This window comes from Rhizobium brockwellii (assembly GCF_000769405.2).
GTDB lineage: Bacteria > Pseudomonadota > Alphaproteobacteria > Rhizobiales > Rhizobiaceae > Rhizobium > Rhizobium brockwellii.
The window spans coordinates 98,473-114,266 of record NZ_CP053439.1 but is presented as its reverse complement, the minus strand read 5'-3'; the positions used below and the strand labels follow the sequence as shown (position 1 = coordinate 114,266).

General features: G+C 61.8%; 14 protein-coding genes and 2 pseudogenes. 7 read left to right on the top strand and 9 right to left on the bottom strand.

Going from position 1 to position 15,794, the window contains the following annotated elements; all coding sequences use genetic code 11:
• The first annotated feature begins 77 nt into the window (after positions 1-77).
• Entirely contained in the window at positions 78-560 is a 483-nt protein-coding gene (locus RLCC275e_RS00585; RefSeq protein WP_033181459.1) for an anthrone oxygenase family protein, read from the top strand.
• 283 nt (positions 561-843) lie between these two features.
• Here RLCC275e_RS00585 and RLCC275e_RS00580 read toward each other — a convergent pair whose 3' ends face one another.
• The 7 genes from RLCC275e_RS00580 to RLCC275e_RS00550 all read right to left on the bottom strand — a co-directional run bounded on the left by RLCC275e_RS00580 (position 844) and on the right by RLCC275e_RS00550 (position 7,695).
• Complete coding sequence (locus RLCC275e_RS00580) at positions 844-1,380, bottom strand: glyoxalase superfamily protein (protein ID WP_033181458.1); 537 nt, start codon at positions 1,378-1,380, stop codon at positions 844-846.
• A 190-nt stretch (positions 1,381-1,570) separates the two neighbouring features.
• The gene (locus RLCC275e_RS00575; protein WP_033181457.1) at positions 1,571-2,749 is read right to left on the bottom strand and encodes a GGDEF domain-containing protein; all 1,179 of its coding nucleotides are present in this window, start codon (positions 2,747-2,749) and stop codon (positions 1,571-1,573) included.
• A 173-nt stretch (positions 2,750-2,922) separates the two neighbouring features.
• Entirely contained in the window at positions 2,923-3,969 is a 1,047-nt protein-coding gene (gene pyrC, locus RLCC275e_RS00570) for a dihydroorotase (protein ID WP_003556148.1), read from the bottom strand.
• A gap of 72 nt (positions 3,970-4,041) precedes the next feature.
• Positions 4,042-4,674, bottom strand: a complete 633-nt coding sequence (locus tag RLCC275e_RS00565; RefSeq protein ID WP_003556147.1) for a nucleoside triphosphate hydrolase — start codon at positions 4,672-4,674, stop codon at positions 4,042-4,044.
• Positions 4,671-5,453: an ATP-binding cassette domain-containing protein gene (locus tag RLCC275e_RS00560; RefSeq protein WP_003556145.1), complete on the bottom strand. Its 783-nt coding sequence runs from the start codon at positions 5,451-5,453 to the stop codon at positions 4,671-4,673. The genes RLCC275e_RS00565 and RLCC275e_RS00560 overlap by 4 nt, the downstream gene beginning before the upstream one ends.
• Before the next feature lie 2 nt (positions 5,454-5,455).
• Positions 5,456-6,520: an ABC transporter permease gene (locus RLCC275e_RS00555; RefSeq protein ID WP_033181456.1), complete on the bottom strand. Its 1,065-nt coding sequence runs from the start codon at positions 6,518-6,520 to the stop codon at positions 5,456-5,458.
• Between the two features lie 155 nt (positions 6,521-6,675).
• Positions 6,676-7,695, bottom strand: a complete 1,020-nt coding sequence (locus RLCC275e_RS00550; RefSeq protein ID WP_003556143.1) for a sugar ABC transporter substrate-binding protein — start codon at positions 7,693-7,695, stop codon at positions 6,676-6,678.
• Between the two features lie 228 nt (positions 7,696-7,923).
• Here RLCC275e_RS00550 and RLCC275e_RS00545 point away from each other — a divergent pair, with 228 nt between their 5' ends.
• From RLCC275e_RS00545 to RLCC275e_RS00520, 6 genes and pseudogenes are all read left to right on the top strand, one after another.
• The gene (locus tag RLCC275e_RS00545; protein WP_033181455.1) at positions 7,924-9,171 is read left to right on the top strand and encodes an ROK family transcriptional regulator; all 1,248 of its coding nucleotides are present in this window, start codon (positions 7,924-7,926) and stop codon (positions 9,169-9,171) included.
• Complete coding sequence (locus tag RLCC275e_RS00540) at positions 9,155-9,631, top strand: RbsD/FucU family protein (RefSeq protein ID WP_033181454.1); 477 nt, start codon at positions 9,155-9,157, stop codon at positions 9,629-9,631. The genes RLCC275e_RS00545 and RLCC275e_RS00540 overlap by 17 nt, the downstream gene beginning before the upstream one ends.
• A 134-nt stretch (positions 9,632-9,765) precedes the next feature.
• Positions 9,766-10,440 (top strand): hypothetical protein, encoded by a 675-nt coding sequence (locus RLCC275e_RS00535; protein ID WP_033181453.1) that lies wholly within the window; start codon positions 9,766-9,768, stop codon positions 10,438-10,440.
• 467 nt (positions 10,441-10,907) lie between these two features.
• Positions 10,908-11,324: pseudogene (locus RLCC275e_RS00530) on the top strand (diguanylate cyclase domain-containing protein); the annotation flags it as partial.
• Between the two features lie 69 nt (positions 11,325-11,393).
• A complete protein-coding gene (locus tag RLCC275e_RS00525; RefSeq protein WP_130707161.1) occupies positions 11,394-12,473 on the top strand; it encodes an IS630 family transposase in 1,080 nt (359 codons plus the stop codon).
• Positions 12,470-13,603: pseudogene (locus tag RLCC275e_RS00520) on the top strand (putative bifunctional diguanylate cyclase/phosphodiesterase); the annotation flags it as partial. The gene RLCC275e_RS00525 and the pseudogene RLCC275e_RS00520, both read left to right, overlap by 4 nt.
• A 419-nt stretch (positions 13,604-14,022) precedes the next feature.
• Here the strand turns inward: RLCC275e_RS00520 and RLCC275e_RS00515 are convergent.
• Together RLCC275e_RS00515 and RLCC275e_RS00510 are read right to left on the bottom strand one after the other, a co-directional pair.
• Positions 14,023-15,060: a 4-hydroxyproline epimerase gene (locus tag RLCC275e_RS00515; RefSeq protein ID WP_033179459.1), complete on the bottom strand. Its 1,038-nt coding sequence runs from the start codon at positions 15,058-15,060 to the stop codon at positions 14,023-14,025.
• A 15-nt stretch (positions 15,061-15,075) separates the two neighbouring features.
• Positions 15,076-15,786, bottom strand: a complete 711-nt coding sequence (locus RLCC275e_RS00510) for an SDR family oxidoreductase (protein ID WP_033179458.1) — start codon at positions 15,784-15,786, stop codon at positions 15,076-15,078.
• Between the last annotated feature and the right edge of the window lie 8 nt (positions 15,787-15,794).

The window sequence follows — 15,794 nt, the reverse complement described above, 5'->3', positions numbered from 1 at the left end:
AACAAAATAAGAGAGATTATCTCATTTTGCAAATGAGAGAGTTTCTCTTGTTTGCAAAATTTGGGAGGAGTTTTGACATGCAGATCATCCTGATCCTATCCCTCGTCGCCGCGGCGATCGGCAGCGGCCTCGTCGCCGGCATCTTCTTCGCCTTCTCGACCTTCATCATGGCCGCCTTCTCGCGGATCCCGGCAGAGCAAGGCATCGCGGCAATGAACTCGATCAACGTGACGATCGTCCGCTCGCCGTTCATGGGCCTGTTCGTGCCGACGGCGATCCTCTGCCTCGTCATCGCCGTGCTCGCCCTGATCGACTGGCGCGGCGGGGCATCTTTTCTGATGCTCGCGGGAGCAACCCTCTACATCTTCGCCTCGTTCCTCTCGACCATCGTCTTCAACGTGCCGATGAACGATGCGCTGGCAAAGGTCGGCGGCAATGGGCCGGAAGCGGTTCAGCTATGGACCACCTATGCCAGGGACTGGACGTGGTGGAACCATGTGCGGACGATCGCCTCGCTGCTCGCCTCGGTCGCATTCGTGCGGGCGCTGATGATTATCTAATGTGGGCTATGCGGTTTCGCGGCGTTTTAGGCACAAGCAGGAGAAAATCCCCGCCCCAGGAGATTGCCGCCTGCCCCTCACCCTAACCCTCTCCCCGTAAAAAACGGAGAGAGGGGACGTGCCCTGCGAGAGGTAGCGAGGAACGGAGAGGCGCGGCATATCCCCTTGGCCCCGCGAGCGGGGAGAAGGTGCCGGCAGGCGGATGAGGGGCATGCGGCGATCTCCTGGGCGGAGATTTCGCATGACATCGAACCTCTTCCCCGGGTCTCAAAGGCCGCGCAGGCTACGTCTGTTCGCAAAAGGCGATGCGGTTGCTGAAGGGGTCGGTGACGGTCATCTCCAGCCCCCACGGCGCTTGCTCGACGCCGGGCTTCATGTAGCGATAGTCCTTGCCTGAGAGTTCGGCGTGATAGGCCCTGATATTGGCGACGCGGACGAAGGCCTTGGCGCCGGGGCTGGCGTCGCCGGAATGTTCGCTGAGGTGCAGCGCCATGCCGTCGCGCGAGACCTGGCAATAGAGCGGAAAGTTTTCGCCAAAGCGGTGCTCCCAATCGAGATGGAAGCCGAGAAAACCGCAATAGAACTCCATGGCCTTTTCGACCGAGAAGATGCGGAAGATCGGCATCGGTGGCTCGATGCCGATCGCAGAGGGGTTCGCCCCTGCCGCGTCGATCTTTGCCGAGAGGATATTCCATTGTTCGAGCCCGAACTGCCGGGCGACGATTTCGAGCGTCTCGCTGTGGGTCAGCGAAATGTCGCGGTCGGCAAGGGCCTGCCGCAATGTCTTTGCCATGAGCTTGGCATCGCGAAAATCGCGCATGATGTCATCCTTCCGTTGGCGGCAAACAGGAAGATCAGTGCCCGCGTCTGCTGACCCGTTCGCCATCGATCGCCAAACGGCAAGGGATGTGAAGGATGTTGTCTGGATGCATTCACCATAACGCAGAAGCGTCGCGGGGCGGCTGGCCGCATCCGGCCGAGGGCGATAATATGAGAGGGTCGGTCAGGAATCAAGACGCGGTGCGCGTTGCCTCGACGGGAACCGCCTTGAGGTAGCTGGCAAGCTCGACCCGGTTGCGGCCGGCGCGCTTGGCGACGTAGAGCGCCTTGTCGGCGGCACTCAGCATGGTGTCGAAATCCAAGCTCTTCGAACGGCCGGGGGCAACGCCGACGCTGACCGTGCATGTCAGCACCTCGTCGTCGATATGGATCTCGCGCGCCTCGAACGCCCGGCGGATGCGCTCGGCCGTGAGTTCGGCCCGGCCGGGCATGATCTCCTTCAGCACCAGTACGAATTCCTCGCCGCCGAGCCGGGCAGCGGTGTTGCCGGTGCGGCAATGGGCCGAAAGTTCGCCGGCGAAAACATTGAGCACTCGGTCGCCGGCGGCATGGCCGAAGCGATCGTTGACGGATTTGAAATGGTCGATATCGAAGACGATGACGGCCGTGGTCGTTCCCATCGGACGCGTGCCGTATTGGTCGAAGAGGGCGCGGCGGTTGAGCAGGCCGGTCAGCGGATCGGTGATCGCATCGAGACGATGACGGGCAGCGAGCCGCCATTGATGCAGCGCCAGCGACAGCGCGCCGATCCCGGTCATGCCGGCGATGCAGACGGCAAGGCTCAGATCTTCGGCCCAGTTGCTGGGGGCTTTGCCGAGCACCAGCTTGCCGTCGGAGATCAGCACGGCGGCGCAGAGAACGAAGGAGATCGCCGTCAACGTATAAAGCACCGTGATGCCGAGCAGCGGCGCCGGTGCTTCGGCACGGGCGAGCCAATATTGCCGGGCGGTGGCAAAGAGCAAAAGGGCGATGGCGAGATTGTCGGCGATGAAGGCCAGGCCGTCATAGCCTGCCAGCATCGGCACGACGGAGAAGACCATCGCCGCAAGCGCGCGGACCGCGATGGCGAGGAGAGACACCCGGCCGGTGAGGAATTGTTTGCCGGCCCCCCAGATGGTGGCAAATCCGGCATGAAACAGCACGAAATTGGCAACGCCGAGCCATGTCTCCGGCGTATTGACAAAGGCGCTATAGACGAAAATGCCGCTGACGACGAGGACAAGGCCGACGGTGGCGGTCAACAGCACGGTTTCCGAGCGGCGGACAAGCCAGCTGCCCATCAGCGTCACCGCAAGGCAGGCCGCGGAGACGCCGAGCGCCAACAAGAGGGAGTTATAGTCAAGCATCATGCTTTTCAGTCTCCGCAGCTATTGTCGCTTCGAATGGCAGCTTATCGGTCTGCGAGGAGGAATGTCTTATGCATCCGTTAACAAATGATGCACTGCACAATGCAAATGTTACGCGTTTAACGTCGCGCCGAAGTTTAAGATGAATATTCTATTTAAAATTGAAATTCGAAAGCTTACGCCTGCTGAACCACCTGCCAATGCAGGGGAAACATCGGATCGAACACCGTCACCGGGCCGGCGCCGGTTTCAATCCTCGCGGGAAAGACGACCGGTTCGGCCTGCCTCGACAGGGTGATGCGCTCCTCGTTCGGCTGCAGCCCGTACCAGGCCGGCCCGTTCAGCGACACGAAGGCTTCGAGCCGCTCCAGGGCGCTTTCCTGTTCGAAGACATGGGCAAGGCAGCTCATCGTATTGACCGAGGTATAGATGCCGGCGCAGCCGCAGGCGCATTCCTTCAGCGGATCGACATGCGGAGCGGAATCCGTGCCGAGGAAGAAGCGCGGGTCGCCGCTGACGGCCGCCGCACGCAAGGCCAGCCGGTGGTTTTCGCGCTTGGCGACCGGCAGGCAGTAATAATGCGGACGGATGCCGCCGACGAGGATGGCGTTGCGGTTGATGATCAGATGGTGGGTGGTGATCGAGCCAGCGAGATTGCCCTTGGCCGCCTTGATGTAATCGACGCCATCGGACGTCGTCACATGCTCCATCGTTACCTTCAGTTCCGGCAGGCGCTGGCGCAGCGGATCGAGCACGGTGTCGATGAAGACGGCCTCGCGATCGAAGATATCGACCTCCGGCGTCGTCACCTCGCCATGGACGCAGAGCGGCAGGCCGATCTTCGCCATGCGCTCCAGCACCGGCATCGCCTTTTCCATGTCGCGCACGCCGCCATGCGAATTGGTCGTGGCGCCGGCGGGATAAAGCTTGACGGCGGTGATGAGGCCGCTGTTCTTCCCCTCCTCCACGTCATCGGGACTGGTATGTTCGGTCAGATAAAGCGTCATCAGCGGCTGGAAACGATGGCCATCAGGCAAGGCCTTGAGGATGCGCTCGCGATAGGCCTTGGCGTCAGCTGACGTGACGACCGGCGGCACGAGATTGGGCATGATGATGGCGCGGGCGAAGGTGCGGCTCGTATCGGCGATCACGCCCTCCAGCATGGCGCCGTCGCGCAGATGCAGGTGCCAGTCATCAGGACGGCGGATGGTGATCGATTGCATGGCAGGCCTCCGAAGCGATGCGTCTGCCGTCTCGATAGCACTATCTTTTACATGAAAACAATCGCCGCGGCATCACGCCAGCGCGATCTCCAGCGTCACGTCGGCCGGGCGACGGTTTTCGAGGATCAGCCGGCCGTTCGGCAGGTCGTTGCCGTAGACCTTGGCGTTGGCGGCCTCCTCGGTCAGGTTGTAACCACGCCAGCGCGCCCAGAGGCGCTCCTCGAGCACCTCGATCGGCGGTGCCAGCATGATCGAAAAGTCGAAGACGCCTTCGAGTTCAGCCCATTTGCCCAGCGAAAACAGCAGATAATTGCCCTCGACGATGATGAAGCGGTGATCGGGGGAAACAGGGCGGGCCGACGCAATGGCGAGTTCACGCGAGCGGTCGAAGACCGGCACCAGGACCTCCTGATCGGCCAGCCTGACGGCGCGAATGATATCGAGGAAACCGCGGACATCGAAGGTCTCGGGGATCCCCTTGCGCGCCAGCAGGCCGCGTTCGATCAGGATGGCGTTGTCCATGTGGAAACCATCCATCGGCAGGACTTCGGCACTTTCGCCCTTGGCCTTCAGCGCTTCCGCCAGATTGTCGGCCATAGTCGATTTGCCGGCACCCGGCGGTCCGGCGATGGCGACCAGGAAACGCTTGGAATGGCCGGCGCGGTCAAGAACTGCGCCGGCGATTTCATCGATGCGTGCGTTCATGCGGCGACGGGCTCCGTCGGCACCGCCTTGGCGCCGGTCATGAAGGCGACGGCGTCGGACATGGTGTATTCCTTCGGATCGATCACCGTCAGCCGCCGGCCGAGGCGGTGGATATGGATCCGGTCGGCCACCTCGAAGACATGCGGCATGTTGTGGGAGATCAGCACGATCGGCAGGCCGCGGGCGCGCACGTCGAGGATCAGCTCCAGCACGCGGCGGCTTTCCTTGACGCCAAGCGCCGCCGTCGGTTCGTCCATGATGATGACCTTCGAGCCGAAAGCGGCGGCACGGGCGACCGCAACACCCTGGCGCTGACCGCCCGAAAGCGTTTCCACCGCCTGGTTGATGTTCTGGATGGTCATCAGGCCGAGTTCGGAGAGTTTGTTGCGCGCCAGCTTTTCCATCGCCGGCCGGTCGAGCATGCGGAACATCGAGCCGAGCACACCCGGTTTGCGGATCTCGCGGCCGAGGAACATGTTGTCGGCGATCGACAGCGCCGGCGACAAGGCGAGGTTCTGATAGACGGTCTCGATGCCGGCGTCGCGCGCCTCCATCGGCGAGCGGAACTGCACCTGCCGCCCTTCGAGCGTGATCACCCCCTCGTCCGGGGTGACGGCACCCGATATCGCCTTGATGAGCGAGGATTTGCCGGCGCCGTTATCGCCGATGACGGCGAGGATTTCACCCGGATAGAGGTCGAAATCGGCATTGTCGAGTGCGGTCACGCGGCCATAACGCTTGACGAGACCGCGGGCGGTGAGAAGGGGTTCGCGAGCCATGATTACACCGAAACCTTTCTGATCCACTGATCGATGGCGACGGCGGCAATGATCAGCACGCCTGTCAAAAGGACTTTCCATTGCGGGTCGGCGCCGAGCATGTTGAGGCCCATAGAGACGACGCCGACGATCATCGCGCCGAAGAGCGTGCCGAGAATGGAGCCGCGGCCGCCGAACAGCGAGATGCCGCCGATCACAGTCGCGGTGATTGCCTGGAGGTTAAAATCGGTGACGGCCGAGGACGGCGAGATCGAGCCGTTGCGGCCGATCGAGACCCACGCGGCCAAGCCGGCAATCACGCCTGATATGGCGTAAACGGTCAGCAGCACCTTCTTGGTCTGAATGCCCGAGAGCTTGGCTGCCTCAGGATCGTCGCCGACGGCATAGACATGCCGGCCCCAGGCGGTGTGATTGAGGACATACCAGAGCACCAGGACGAGCAGCACCATGGCGATGACGCCGAGGGTCAGCACGGCGCTGCCGAGCTTGAAGCTCACGGCGAAAAGATGAAGCAGCGGCGCCTTTTCGTCGACGTCGGTGTCGCGGATCGTCTCATTGGCGGAATAGATGAAATTCGTCGCCATGACGATGTTCCAGGTGCCGAGCGTGACGATGAAGGGCGGCAGCTTCATGTAGGCGACGAGGAAGCCGTTCAGCAATCCGCAAAGGCCGCCGACAAGCATGCCGGCTGCGACCGCGATCGGCGTCGGTATACCGTAAGTGATGGCGACATTGCCCATGATCACCGCCGAGATCACCATGATGACGCCGATCGAAAGATCGATGCCGGCGGTCAGGATGACCAGCGTCTGGGCGGCGCCGAGAATACCGACGATGGCGATCTGCTGCAGGATCAGCGTCAGCGTATAGGACGAGAAGAACCGTCCGCCGATGGTGATCCCGAAGATGACGATCGCCAGCACCAGCACGATCAGCGGCACGGCGGCCGGCGTCGAGTGCAGAAAATGCTGCGCGCGCTTGATCAGCGAGATTTTCTCGTGCTCGAAGGAGGCAACGCTCTTGTCGCTGCCGTCGAGGACACGTTCGAATTCCTGTGTTCCGGTCATGGTTCCTCCTCCGCATCCGCGCGCCGAACTCGCGCGGGGGCCGTCACCGATATCCATCCGGTCTTTGATTAGCCGGTTCGTGAGGCGACGGCACATCGTCCGTCGAAAACGGCCGGGGATCAAGCCCCGGCCGGTCTGCTTTCAACAATCAGGCCTCAGCCCCAGCACTTGTCCGTGCCTTCCTTGGTGTCGATCGACTTGACGCCGGAAACCGGCTTGTCGGTGACGAGCGAGACGCCGGTGTCGTAGAAGGACTTGCCTTCGGTCGGCTTCGGCTTTTCACCGCTGTCGGCGAACTTCTTGATCGCTTCGACGCCAAGGGCTGCCATCATCAGCGGATATTGCTGCGAGGTGGCGCCGATGACGCCTTCCTTGACCGACTTCACGCCCGGGCAACCGCCGTCGACCGAGACGATCAGCACGTTCTTTTCCATGCCGACGGCCTTCAGCGCCTGATAGGCGCCGACAGCGGCCGGTTCGTTGATCGTGTGGATGACGTTGATGCTCGGATCCTTCTGCAGAAGGTTTTCCATGGCCTTGCGGCCGCCTTCTTCATTGCCGTTGGTCACGTCATGACCGACGATACGGGCATCGTCCTCGTCGCCGATCTTGTTCGGGTCCTTCGGATCGATGCCGAAGCCCATCATGAAGCCCTGGTCGCGCAGAACGTCGACCGTCGGCTGTGAGGGCGTCAGGTCGAGGAAGCCGACCTTGGCATCCTTGGCCTTGTCGCCCATCGTTTCCTTGGCCCACTGGCCGATCAGCTTGCCGGCGAGCAGGTTGTCGGTGGCGAAGGTGGCGTCGGCAGCATCGGCCGGCTCGAGCGGTGTGTCGAGCGCGATGACCAGCAGGCCGGCATCACGGGCCTTCTTGACCGAAGAGACGATGCCCTTGGTGTCGGAAGCAGCAATCAGGATGCCCTTTGCGCCGTCGGCAATGCAGCTTTCGATCGCTGCGACCTGGCTTTCGCTGTCACCGTCGACCTTGCCGGCATAGGACTTCAGCGAGACGCCGAGTTCCTTGGCCTTGGCCGTCGCACCTTCCTTCATCTTGACGAAGAAGGGGTTGGTGTCGGTCTTGGTGATGAGGCAGGCAGCAACGTCAGCCGCCATGACAGGAGCGGAAAAGGTGACACCAAGCGCGAGCGCGCCGAAAGCGAGAACAGATTTCTTCATGGAACTCCTCCCAGAGTTTGCCGGCGCCGCCCCTGCGGGGCCGGAAGCTTAAGATATGACACTTCGCCGTGGATCGCTAATGCCTCCCAGCGGTCCCGTGCCCTTGACGACGACAATTAAGAGCGAAAAGAAATTGGCTTGTCAATAAATAAATCCAATTGAATTATTAATTCGATGTGGCATGCTCCATCGAATTAGGGCATAGGCCAACAATCGGGAGGAGCGGCCATGTCGTCCTTGGATGGACCGGAACACACGCCGGTCCCGCCACCAATTCTGAATCCGGCCGGAGGTGCGAACCAGGTCAGGGTGCGAGCCTATAACGAACGGCTCGTGCTGTCGCTGGTGCGTCTCTACGGCGCGCTGTCGAAGGCCGATATCGCGCGTCGCAGCGGGCTGTCGGCGCAGACCGTCTCCGTCATCATGCGGGTGCTGGAGAAGGAAGGGCTGCTGTCGCGCGGAGAACCGGTGCGCGGCCGTGTCGGCCAGCCATCGATCCCGATGCATATCAATCCCGATGCCGTCTATTCCTTCGGCTTAAAGATGGGCCGGCGCAGCGCCGATCTGGTGTTGATGGATTTCGTCGGCCGCATCCGCATGCAGTTGCACCGGACCTATGCCTATCCGCTGCCGGATGAAATCCTCGACTTCGTCACCTCGGGCATCCAGGAACTCGAAGACCGGCTCGACGACAAGCAGCGCGGCCGCATCGCCGGCCTCGGCATCGCCGCCCCTTTCGAGCTCTGGAACTGGGCCGAAGAGGTGGGCGCGCCGGTCGGCGCCATGGAGGTCTGGCGCGACGTCGACCTGCAGGCCGACATCGCCGCCCGCGTCTCCCATCCGGTCTTCCTGCAGAACGATGCGACCAGCGCCTGCGGCGCCGAACTGGTCTTCGGCGTCGGGCCGTCCTATCCGGATTTCGTCTATTTCTTCATCGGCTCCTTCATCGGCGGCGGCATTGTGCTCAATTCGGCGATCTTTTCCGGCCGCACCGGCACGGCGGGCGCGATCGGGCCGCTGCCGGTGCGCGGCAAGAACGGCGAGACGATGCAGCTGCTTGAAATCGCCTCGATCTTCGTGCTCGAAAACATGCTGCGCGAGCGGGGCATCGATCCCGAGCCGCTCTGGTATTCGGCCGACGGCTGGGTGGATTTCGGCGAGCCGATGGAAGCCTGGATCCAGGATAGCGCCAAGGCACTGGCGCAGGCGATCGTTGCCGCCGCCTCGATCGTCGATTTTAGCGCGGCTGTCATCGACGGCGGCTTTCCCGTTTGGGTGCGCAGCCGTGTGGTGCAGGCCACGATCGACGAAGCCGCCAAGCTCGACCTGCAGGGCGTCGTCATGCCCGAAATCATCGAGGGCGCGGTCGGCGCGCAGGCGCGCGCCATCGGCGGCGCCAGCCTGCCGATCTTTGCGCGGTACCTCACCGACCAGAACGTACTCTTCAAGGAGGTAGACCATGCTGAAAGGACTTGATCCGCTGCTGAGCCCGGAGCTGCTTTTTACGCTTCGCGCCATGGGCCACGGCGACGAGATCGCCATCGTCGACGGCAATTATCCGGGCGTCGAACATGCCCGCCGGCTGATCCGGCTCGACGGCCACCACCTGATCCCGGTCCTCAATGCCGTGCTCAGCGTGCTGCCGATCGACGATTTCGTGGCGGAGGCGATCTTCCGCTCGACCGTCAAGGCCGAACGCGACAAGCTCGATCCCGTGCATGAGGAGATGATCGACTGCTGCGCTCGCCACGAGCCGCACCGACAGGTGGTGCCGCTGATCGGCCAGGATTTCTACGGCAGGGTGAAGACTGCCCATGCCTTGATCCAGACCGGCGAGCCCAGGCTCTACGCCAACATCATCCTGCGCAAGGGCGTGATCTATCCGAAAGAGCCGGGCACCCATGCCGCGGCCGGAGTCGATCCGTTCGTCTACTAGAACAATTCCGGCGAAAGTGCGCAGCAGTTTGGTGCTTTGGCTTTCGGGCTAGCGGAAGGTCAGTCTTTCGCCAGTCGTTCAGTGGATGTTATTGTGCGGCCGGTGGGATCAGACGATGAGGACACGGATCTCATATGGTACCTGACATGAGCACGACTCGTCGTCGCAGCACCACCGGTCTGCGCAAGTTTCTGGACCCTGAGCAGCAGCGCGATTGGATAGAAGGCGAGGCGGATTTGATCGACGCCGAAGAGCGCTCGGAGGCCCTGGAACAGCGGTTCAAGTACGTCCCACGGTTCGAGAAGCTGCTTCGTCGCCCGCAGGCGCAAGACGTTCTGGAAATTCTCGGGCTATACGGGCAGACCTGCATCCCCATCCCGCGCAAGACCGAGCGTCACTACTGGTCGGTTTCATGTCTGCCCTCGACTTCCGACAAGCCGCTCGTCCGCGTCAATGCGAGCTGGATGGAGCTTTTCACGCTCTGCGCCGACGGCGAGGGTCTGCGTGCACGATTCCTGGTGCATCTTTCGCATTTCACCACGGACCATTCACCCATGCAGGGCGATGTGGACGAGGGTTTTCTCGAGGACTGCGTCACGACGCCCGAAGACGTCGGTTACTTTTTTCCGAGCGGCGAGGACATTTTCGGCATCAATGTGCGGGGCTCGGCCTCGATCCGCAAATTCCTGGCGGAGCGCCGCATCTTGCGCGCCATTCGGACTTTCAATGTGACGCACATGAACCGAGGCCGGAACGCCTATCAGGCGAGCCACTGCTACAGCCTGGCGGATACCATGCTGGCAGGTTGAGGGGCGCTGGGATGCGCCCTACCCTGGCGAGATTGCCGAGCCGATCCGCGGTCGCTGGCGACGCGCAGATGCTGAAAAGACGCGGGGGCGCTGTAAACCCGTCACGCCCATTTCTTTTCAAGGACTACTGATCCTCCGGCGGGTTCTTCAGCCGTTCGAAGAATCGCAGATAGCGGCGACCGGCAGACACCATGGAATCGAAGCCCGATCCGATTTACGGGAAAGATATCCAATTCACGCAGCGAAACGCCCGCACCTTCGTCAATGCAACCCGCCATTAACCTTCGAAGGTAACGATCTTACGGACCTGTCGGTGCTGCGCAGCTTGATCAACGACTGCAATGCCCGACCCGGCATTCGGTGATACCAGCATCAGCCATGTCGGCTGTTGATTGAAAACATCTCGGGGACGATGCGGTTCTCCAAACTGGCCATGACGGCTGGTCACACAACAGGAGCCTGTTCATATGCCTCGCAGCCAACCGACCAGACCCCAGGTGGAGATCGTTGTCTGGCTGGCGGTCTTCCTGCTTCTCTTCTGCCTGTCGTGGTCCTTCGACTGGCATGAAGGGCTGGATGCGTTCATCGAGAAGCATCATGACTATCCGCTGGACCATGCGCTCCTCGCCCTCAATATCTCCGGGTTTCTCGGGCTGATTTATTCCACGCTGAGGATCCGGGATCTTTCGAGGGAGGTCAATCGCCGGCTGCAGGCCGAAAAGAACGTGGACTGGATTGCCTGTCACGACACGCTGACCGAACTGCCCAACCGCAGATTTCTGGATTCCGTATGCGCGCAGGCGATGGCCGATCAGAGGGCACAAGAGACCTATGCCGTGTTCAGCATCGATCTCGACGGCTTCAAGAAGATCAACGACCTCCTAGTGGATTGATCGCGACGAAAGATTCCGTCCTGAGATTCCCAACCGTTTGGGATTGTGCGACGGTTGGGGATGCGCACAGGGATCACATTTGACGTCACCGCCGCCGACCGTTCTCGGCTTGAAGCCATCATTGCTGCCCCAACGTCTCCGCAGAAGCATGTCTGGCGGGCCAAGATCATCTTGATGAGCGGCAACGGCCTGGGAACGGTCGCCATCATGCAGGCGACGGGAAAGTCCAAACCTTGCGTCTGGCGCTGGCAGGAGCGTTTCATGTCCGAGGGGGTCGATGGCCTGTTGCGCGACAAGAGCAGGCCTCCGGGCATGGCGCCTCTGGAGAGCGACGTGGTGGAGCAGGTCGTTGCGCTGACGCTGGAACCGCCTCGACAGGAGGCAACGCACTGGACCGTGCGTGCCATGGCAAATGCCGTTGGGATCGCGGCCTCTTCCGTCGTCAAGATCTGGCACGAGCATGGGCTGGCGCCGCATCGGTGGCGCAGTTTCAAACTCTCCAATGACAAGGCTTTTGCCGAGAAGCTTCACGATGTCGTCGGTCTCTACGTCTCGCCACCGACCCACGCCATTGTCTTGTCCGTCGATGAGAAAAGCCAGATCCAGGCGCTCGACCGGACCCAACCGGGCTTGCCGCTCAAGAAGGGGCGCGCCGGCACAATGACCCACGATTACAAGCGCCACGGCACGACCACCCTGTTTGCCGCCCTCAATGTTCTCGACGGATCGGTCATCGGCCGAAACATGCAGCGCCACCGGCATCAGGAGTTTATTCGGTTCCTCAACGCCATTGAGGCGGAGCTGCCGAAAGATAAGGCGGTCCACGTCATTCTCGACAATTACGCGACGCATAAACAGCCGAAGGTCCGCGCCTGGCTGGCAAGGCATCCACGATGGACCTTCCACTTCGTCCCGATATCGTGCTCATGGCTCAATGCTGTCGAAGGCTTCTTCGCAAAACTGACACGCCGGCGGCTGAAGCACGGCGTTTTCCACTCCGTCGTTGACCTGCAGGCGGCCATCAACCGCTTCGTCAAAGAACACAACCACGAACCAAAGCCATTCATCTGGAAAGCAGACCCCGATGAGATCATCGCAGCCGTCAAACGTGGGCACCAAACGTTGGAATCAATCCACTAGGGCACGATCACGGGGACACGGTGCTGAAGACCGTTGCTCAGCGGCTCTCCTCCCTCTTTCCGCGTGAGCATGTTTTCCGTCTTGGCGGAGACGAGTTCGTTGTCCTGGCGCGGCGCACCGGAAATCCCGATCTTGTCGCGTTGGGGAACCGCATCGTGAGCGTGATCGGCAAGCCGTTCACATTCAATGGTGTCGCCGTCGACCTCGGCGCCAGTGTCGGCTTTGCGCTTTTTCCGGAGAACGGCGATGACCTCGGTCAGGCCATTCGACATTCCGACTGTGCGATGTATGTCGCCAAAAAGCAGGGGCGCAATCTGGTGAAGCGCTTCGTGCCTTCGATGCAGGACGAGTTGGCAAAGCGGGTTCGAGTGGAGGCGGATCTGAGAGCAGCCATCCAGAAGTCTGAGATCATTCCCTACTATCAACCTCTCGTAGACCTGAAGACGAATAGGATTATCGGCTTCGAGGCGCTGGCAAGCTGGAAGACGGCCTCCGGCGAATTCATCCCACCGAACGAATTCATTCCTGTGGCGGAGGAAGCCGGCCTGATCGTCGAATTGACCGACCAGTTGCTTCGCCACGCCTGCACCGATGCGCTTTCCTGGCCAAGTGAGCTTGTCCTGTCATTCAACCTTTCTCCGATCCAACTGAGCGACCGACTGCTGGGGCTTAGAATTCTCAAGATATTGGGCGATGTCGGTCTGCCGCCGCACAGGGTCGAGCTTGAGGTGACGGAGAGCGCAATCATCCAGGACGCTGTCACTGCACGAATCGTCCTCGACGACCTGGTGAATGCGGGGGTCAGGATTGCTCTCGACGACTTTGGAACAGGTTATTCCAGCCTCTCACAACTATCCAACTACCGGTTCGACAAGATCAAGATCGACAGGAGTTTCGTCTCTTCGTTCGAAACCAATGATAAGCAGGACAAGGTGATCAAGGCTATCATCGCTCTCGGTGTGGGACTTGGCGTGACGATAACCGCCGAGGGCATCGAAGAGGAGAGCCAGCTTCAGCGGCTTCAGGACCTGGGTTGTGACATCGGCCAAGGGTATCTGCTTGGCAGGCCCGCGCCAGCCGAAAAGCTTGCCACAGACCACGTCAGCGCCAGAATTTTGCAACGCGGTTGATGGGGGCGCGGCATGTCGGATTCAGCCGCGAGATGCTGGAGGCTGTCGTCGAACAAGCGCTGTCCACTTGGCCGACCGGCCGTCCATGCTCTCCGAAACGTCATCTTAAAGCTTAAGGGAGAAGCACGCCGGCCGTCGTCGCCTCCGTGACATCCTCGGGTCAAGCGGCGCATCCAACGAAGCATCGTGCGGACGCTGACGCCTCGCCAGCGCCCGGAGCGGCGGCGTTTAGGAGAGCCGCATCCTGAGGTGCCCCGCAGGGGCCTCGAAGGACGGGGCGCGTTGGAGGGTGCCGCGTCCTGGCTCCCTCTTCTCCTCAACGGGGTCCGGAGGACGGGTTAGCGCTAGGGTGACGGGCAGCCATTGAAGCGAACCGGTCAGGAAACCGCTTGACACTTCCGGCATCATGCCCTGAACGCCTAAATCTCTCCCGCCGATGGTCCCCAGACATCCGTCAGCGCAAAACCGTTCGGATGCGGATCGAAAGGGTCCAAGGCCACCTGGGTCAGGCCGAAGGTGAAGCCGCGGCCGGTGATGGTGGGGATGACGGCGGGGCGGCCGGCCACCTCGGTCACCGCCTGGAGGCCGACTTCAAATTCCGAACCGATGATCGACTTCGAGGTGAAGGTGTCGCCGACCTTGGCCTTGCCGCGGGCATAGAGCGTGGCGAGATTGGCGGAGTTGCCGGTGCCGCAGGGCGAGCGGTCGGCCCGGCCCGGCCACATGGTGGTGCAGGTGCGCACCGTGCCGTCGGCTTCCGTATCGCGGAACATCACATAGGCGACGCCCGAGATCGCCGGGATCTCGGGATGGACGACCTTGATGTCGCGGTTGATCAGCTCCTTGAGGATCATGCCGGCCTGGACGAGGCCGGCGGCATTGGCCTTCTCGATCGTCAGACCGATCTGGCCGACATCAACCAGCGCATAGAAGATGCCGCCATAGCAGATATCGGCCTTGATCCTTCCCCAATGCGGCGTGTCGATTGCGACATCGAGATCGTGCACGAAGGAGGGCACCATGGTCAGCCTGACCTTTTCGCAGCGCCCGTCGCGGCAGGTCGCCGTCGCCTTGACGAGGCCGGCGGCGGTTTCGAGCGTGACTATCGTCTCCGGCTCCTTCATCTCGACGATGCCGGATTCGAGCAGTGCCGTGGTGACGCAGATCGAATTCGAGCCGGAGCTCGCATGCGCCTGGTCGGGCTGCAGGATGATGAAGGCGGCGTCCGCCTCCGGGTGTCGTGCCGGCAGCAGCAGGTTGACCGAGCCGATCGGCGCGCCGCGCGGCTCCAGGCAGAGGAAGCGGCGCAGCTCATCACCCTTCGGATCGGTGTTCAGCCAATGCAGCTGGGCGGCAATGGTATCGCCCGGGATCTTCGGCACGCCGCCGATCGCGACGCGGCCGATCTCACCTTCGGCATGGACATCCAGCAACTGGATCGTGCGCTTCCATCTCATATCGAAAACTCCAGATCAGACGTGGCGGGTGACGCCGCCATCAACGCGGATATTCTGGCCGGTGATATAACCCGCGCCGTCGGAGAGCAGGAAGGCCGCGGTCTTGGCGATCTCCTCCACATGGCCGATGCGCTTCATCGGCACCTTCTCGGCGGTCTCGGGCTTGTGGTTGAGGCTGTCGATATAACCCGGCAGGATGCAGTTCATGCGGATATTGTCGGCCGCATAACGATCGGAATAGAGCTTGGTGAAGGCGCCGGCAGCGGCGCGGTAGGTGCAGGAAACCGGGAAGACCAGCGACGGCTCGTAGGCCGCAAAAGTAGTGATGTTGACGAAGGCGCCCTTGCCCTGTTTCAGCATGACCGGCGTCACCAGCCGCGCCATGCGCACCAGCGATAGGATCATCATGTCGGAACCGAGCGTCCAGTTCTCGTCCGAAATATCGAGCAGGTCGCCCTTCGGCGGATGGCCGCTCAGGTTGACGACAGCGTCGATGCGGCCATGGGTCTTCATCGTCAGATCGAAGATCGCCTTGAGATCCTCGGCCTTTTCGGCCACGCCGCGCGAGGCGACACCGCCGAGTTCGGCCGCCAGCTTCTCACAGCTTTCCGAAGGCGACATCAGCGCCAGCTGATAGCCCTGGGCGGAGAGCTCGCGGGCGATCGCCTCGCCCATGCCGCGGCCGCCGCCGGTGATCAGCGCTGCGGGTTTCGTGGTATCGGACATCGGGGCCT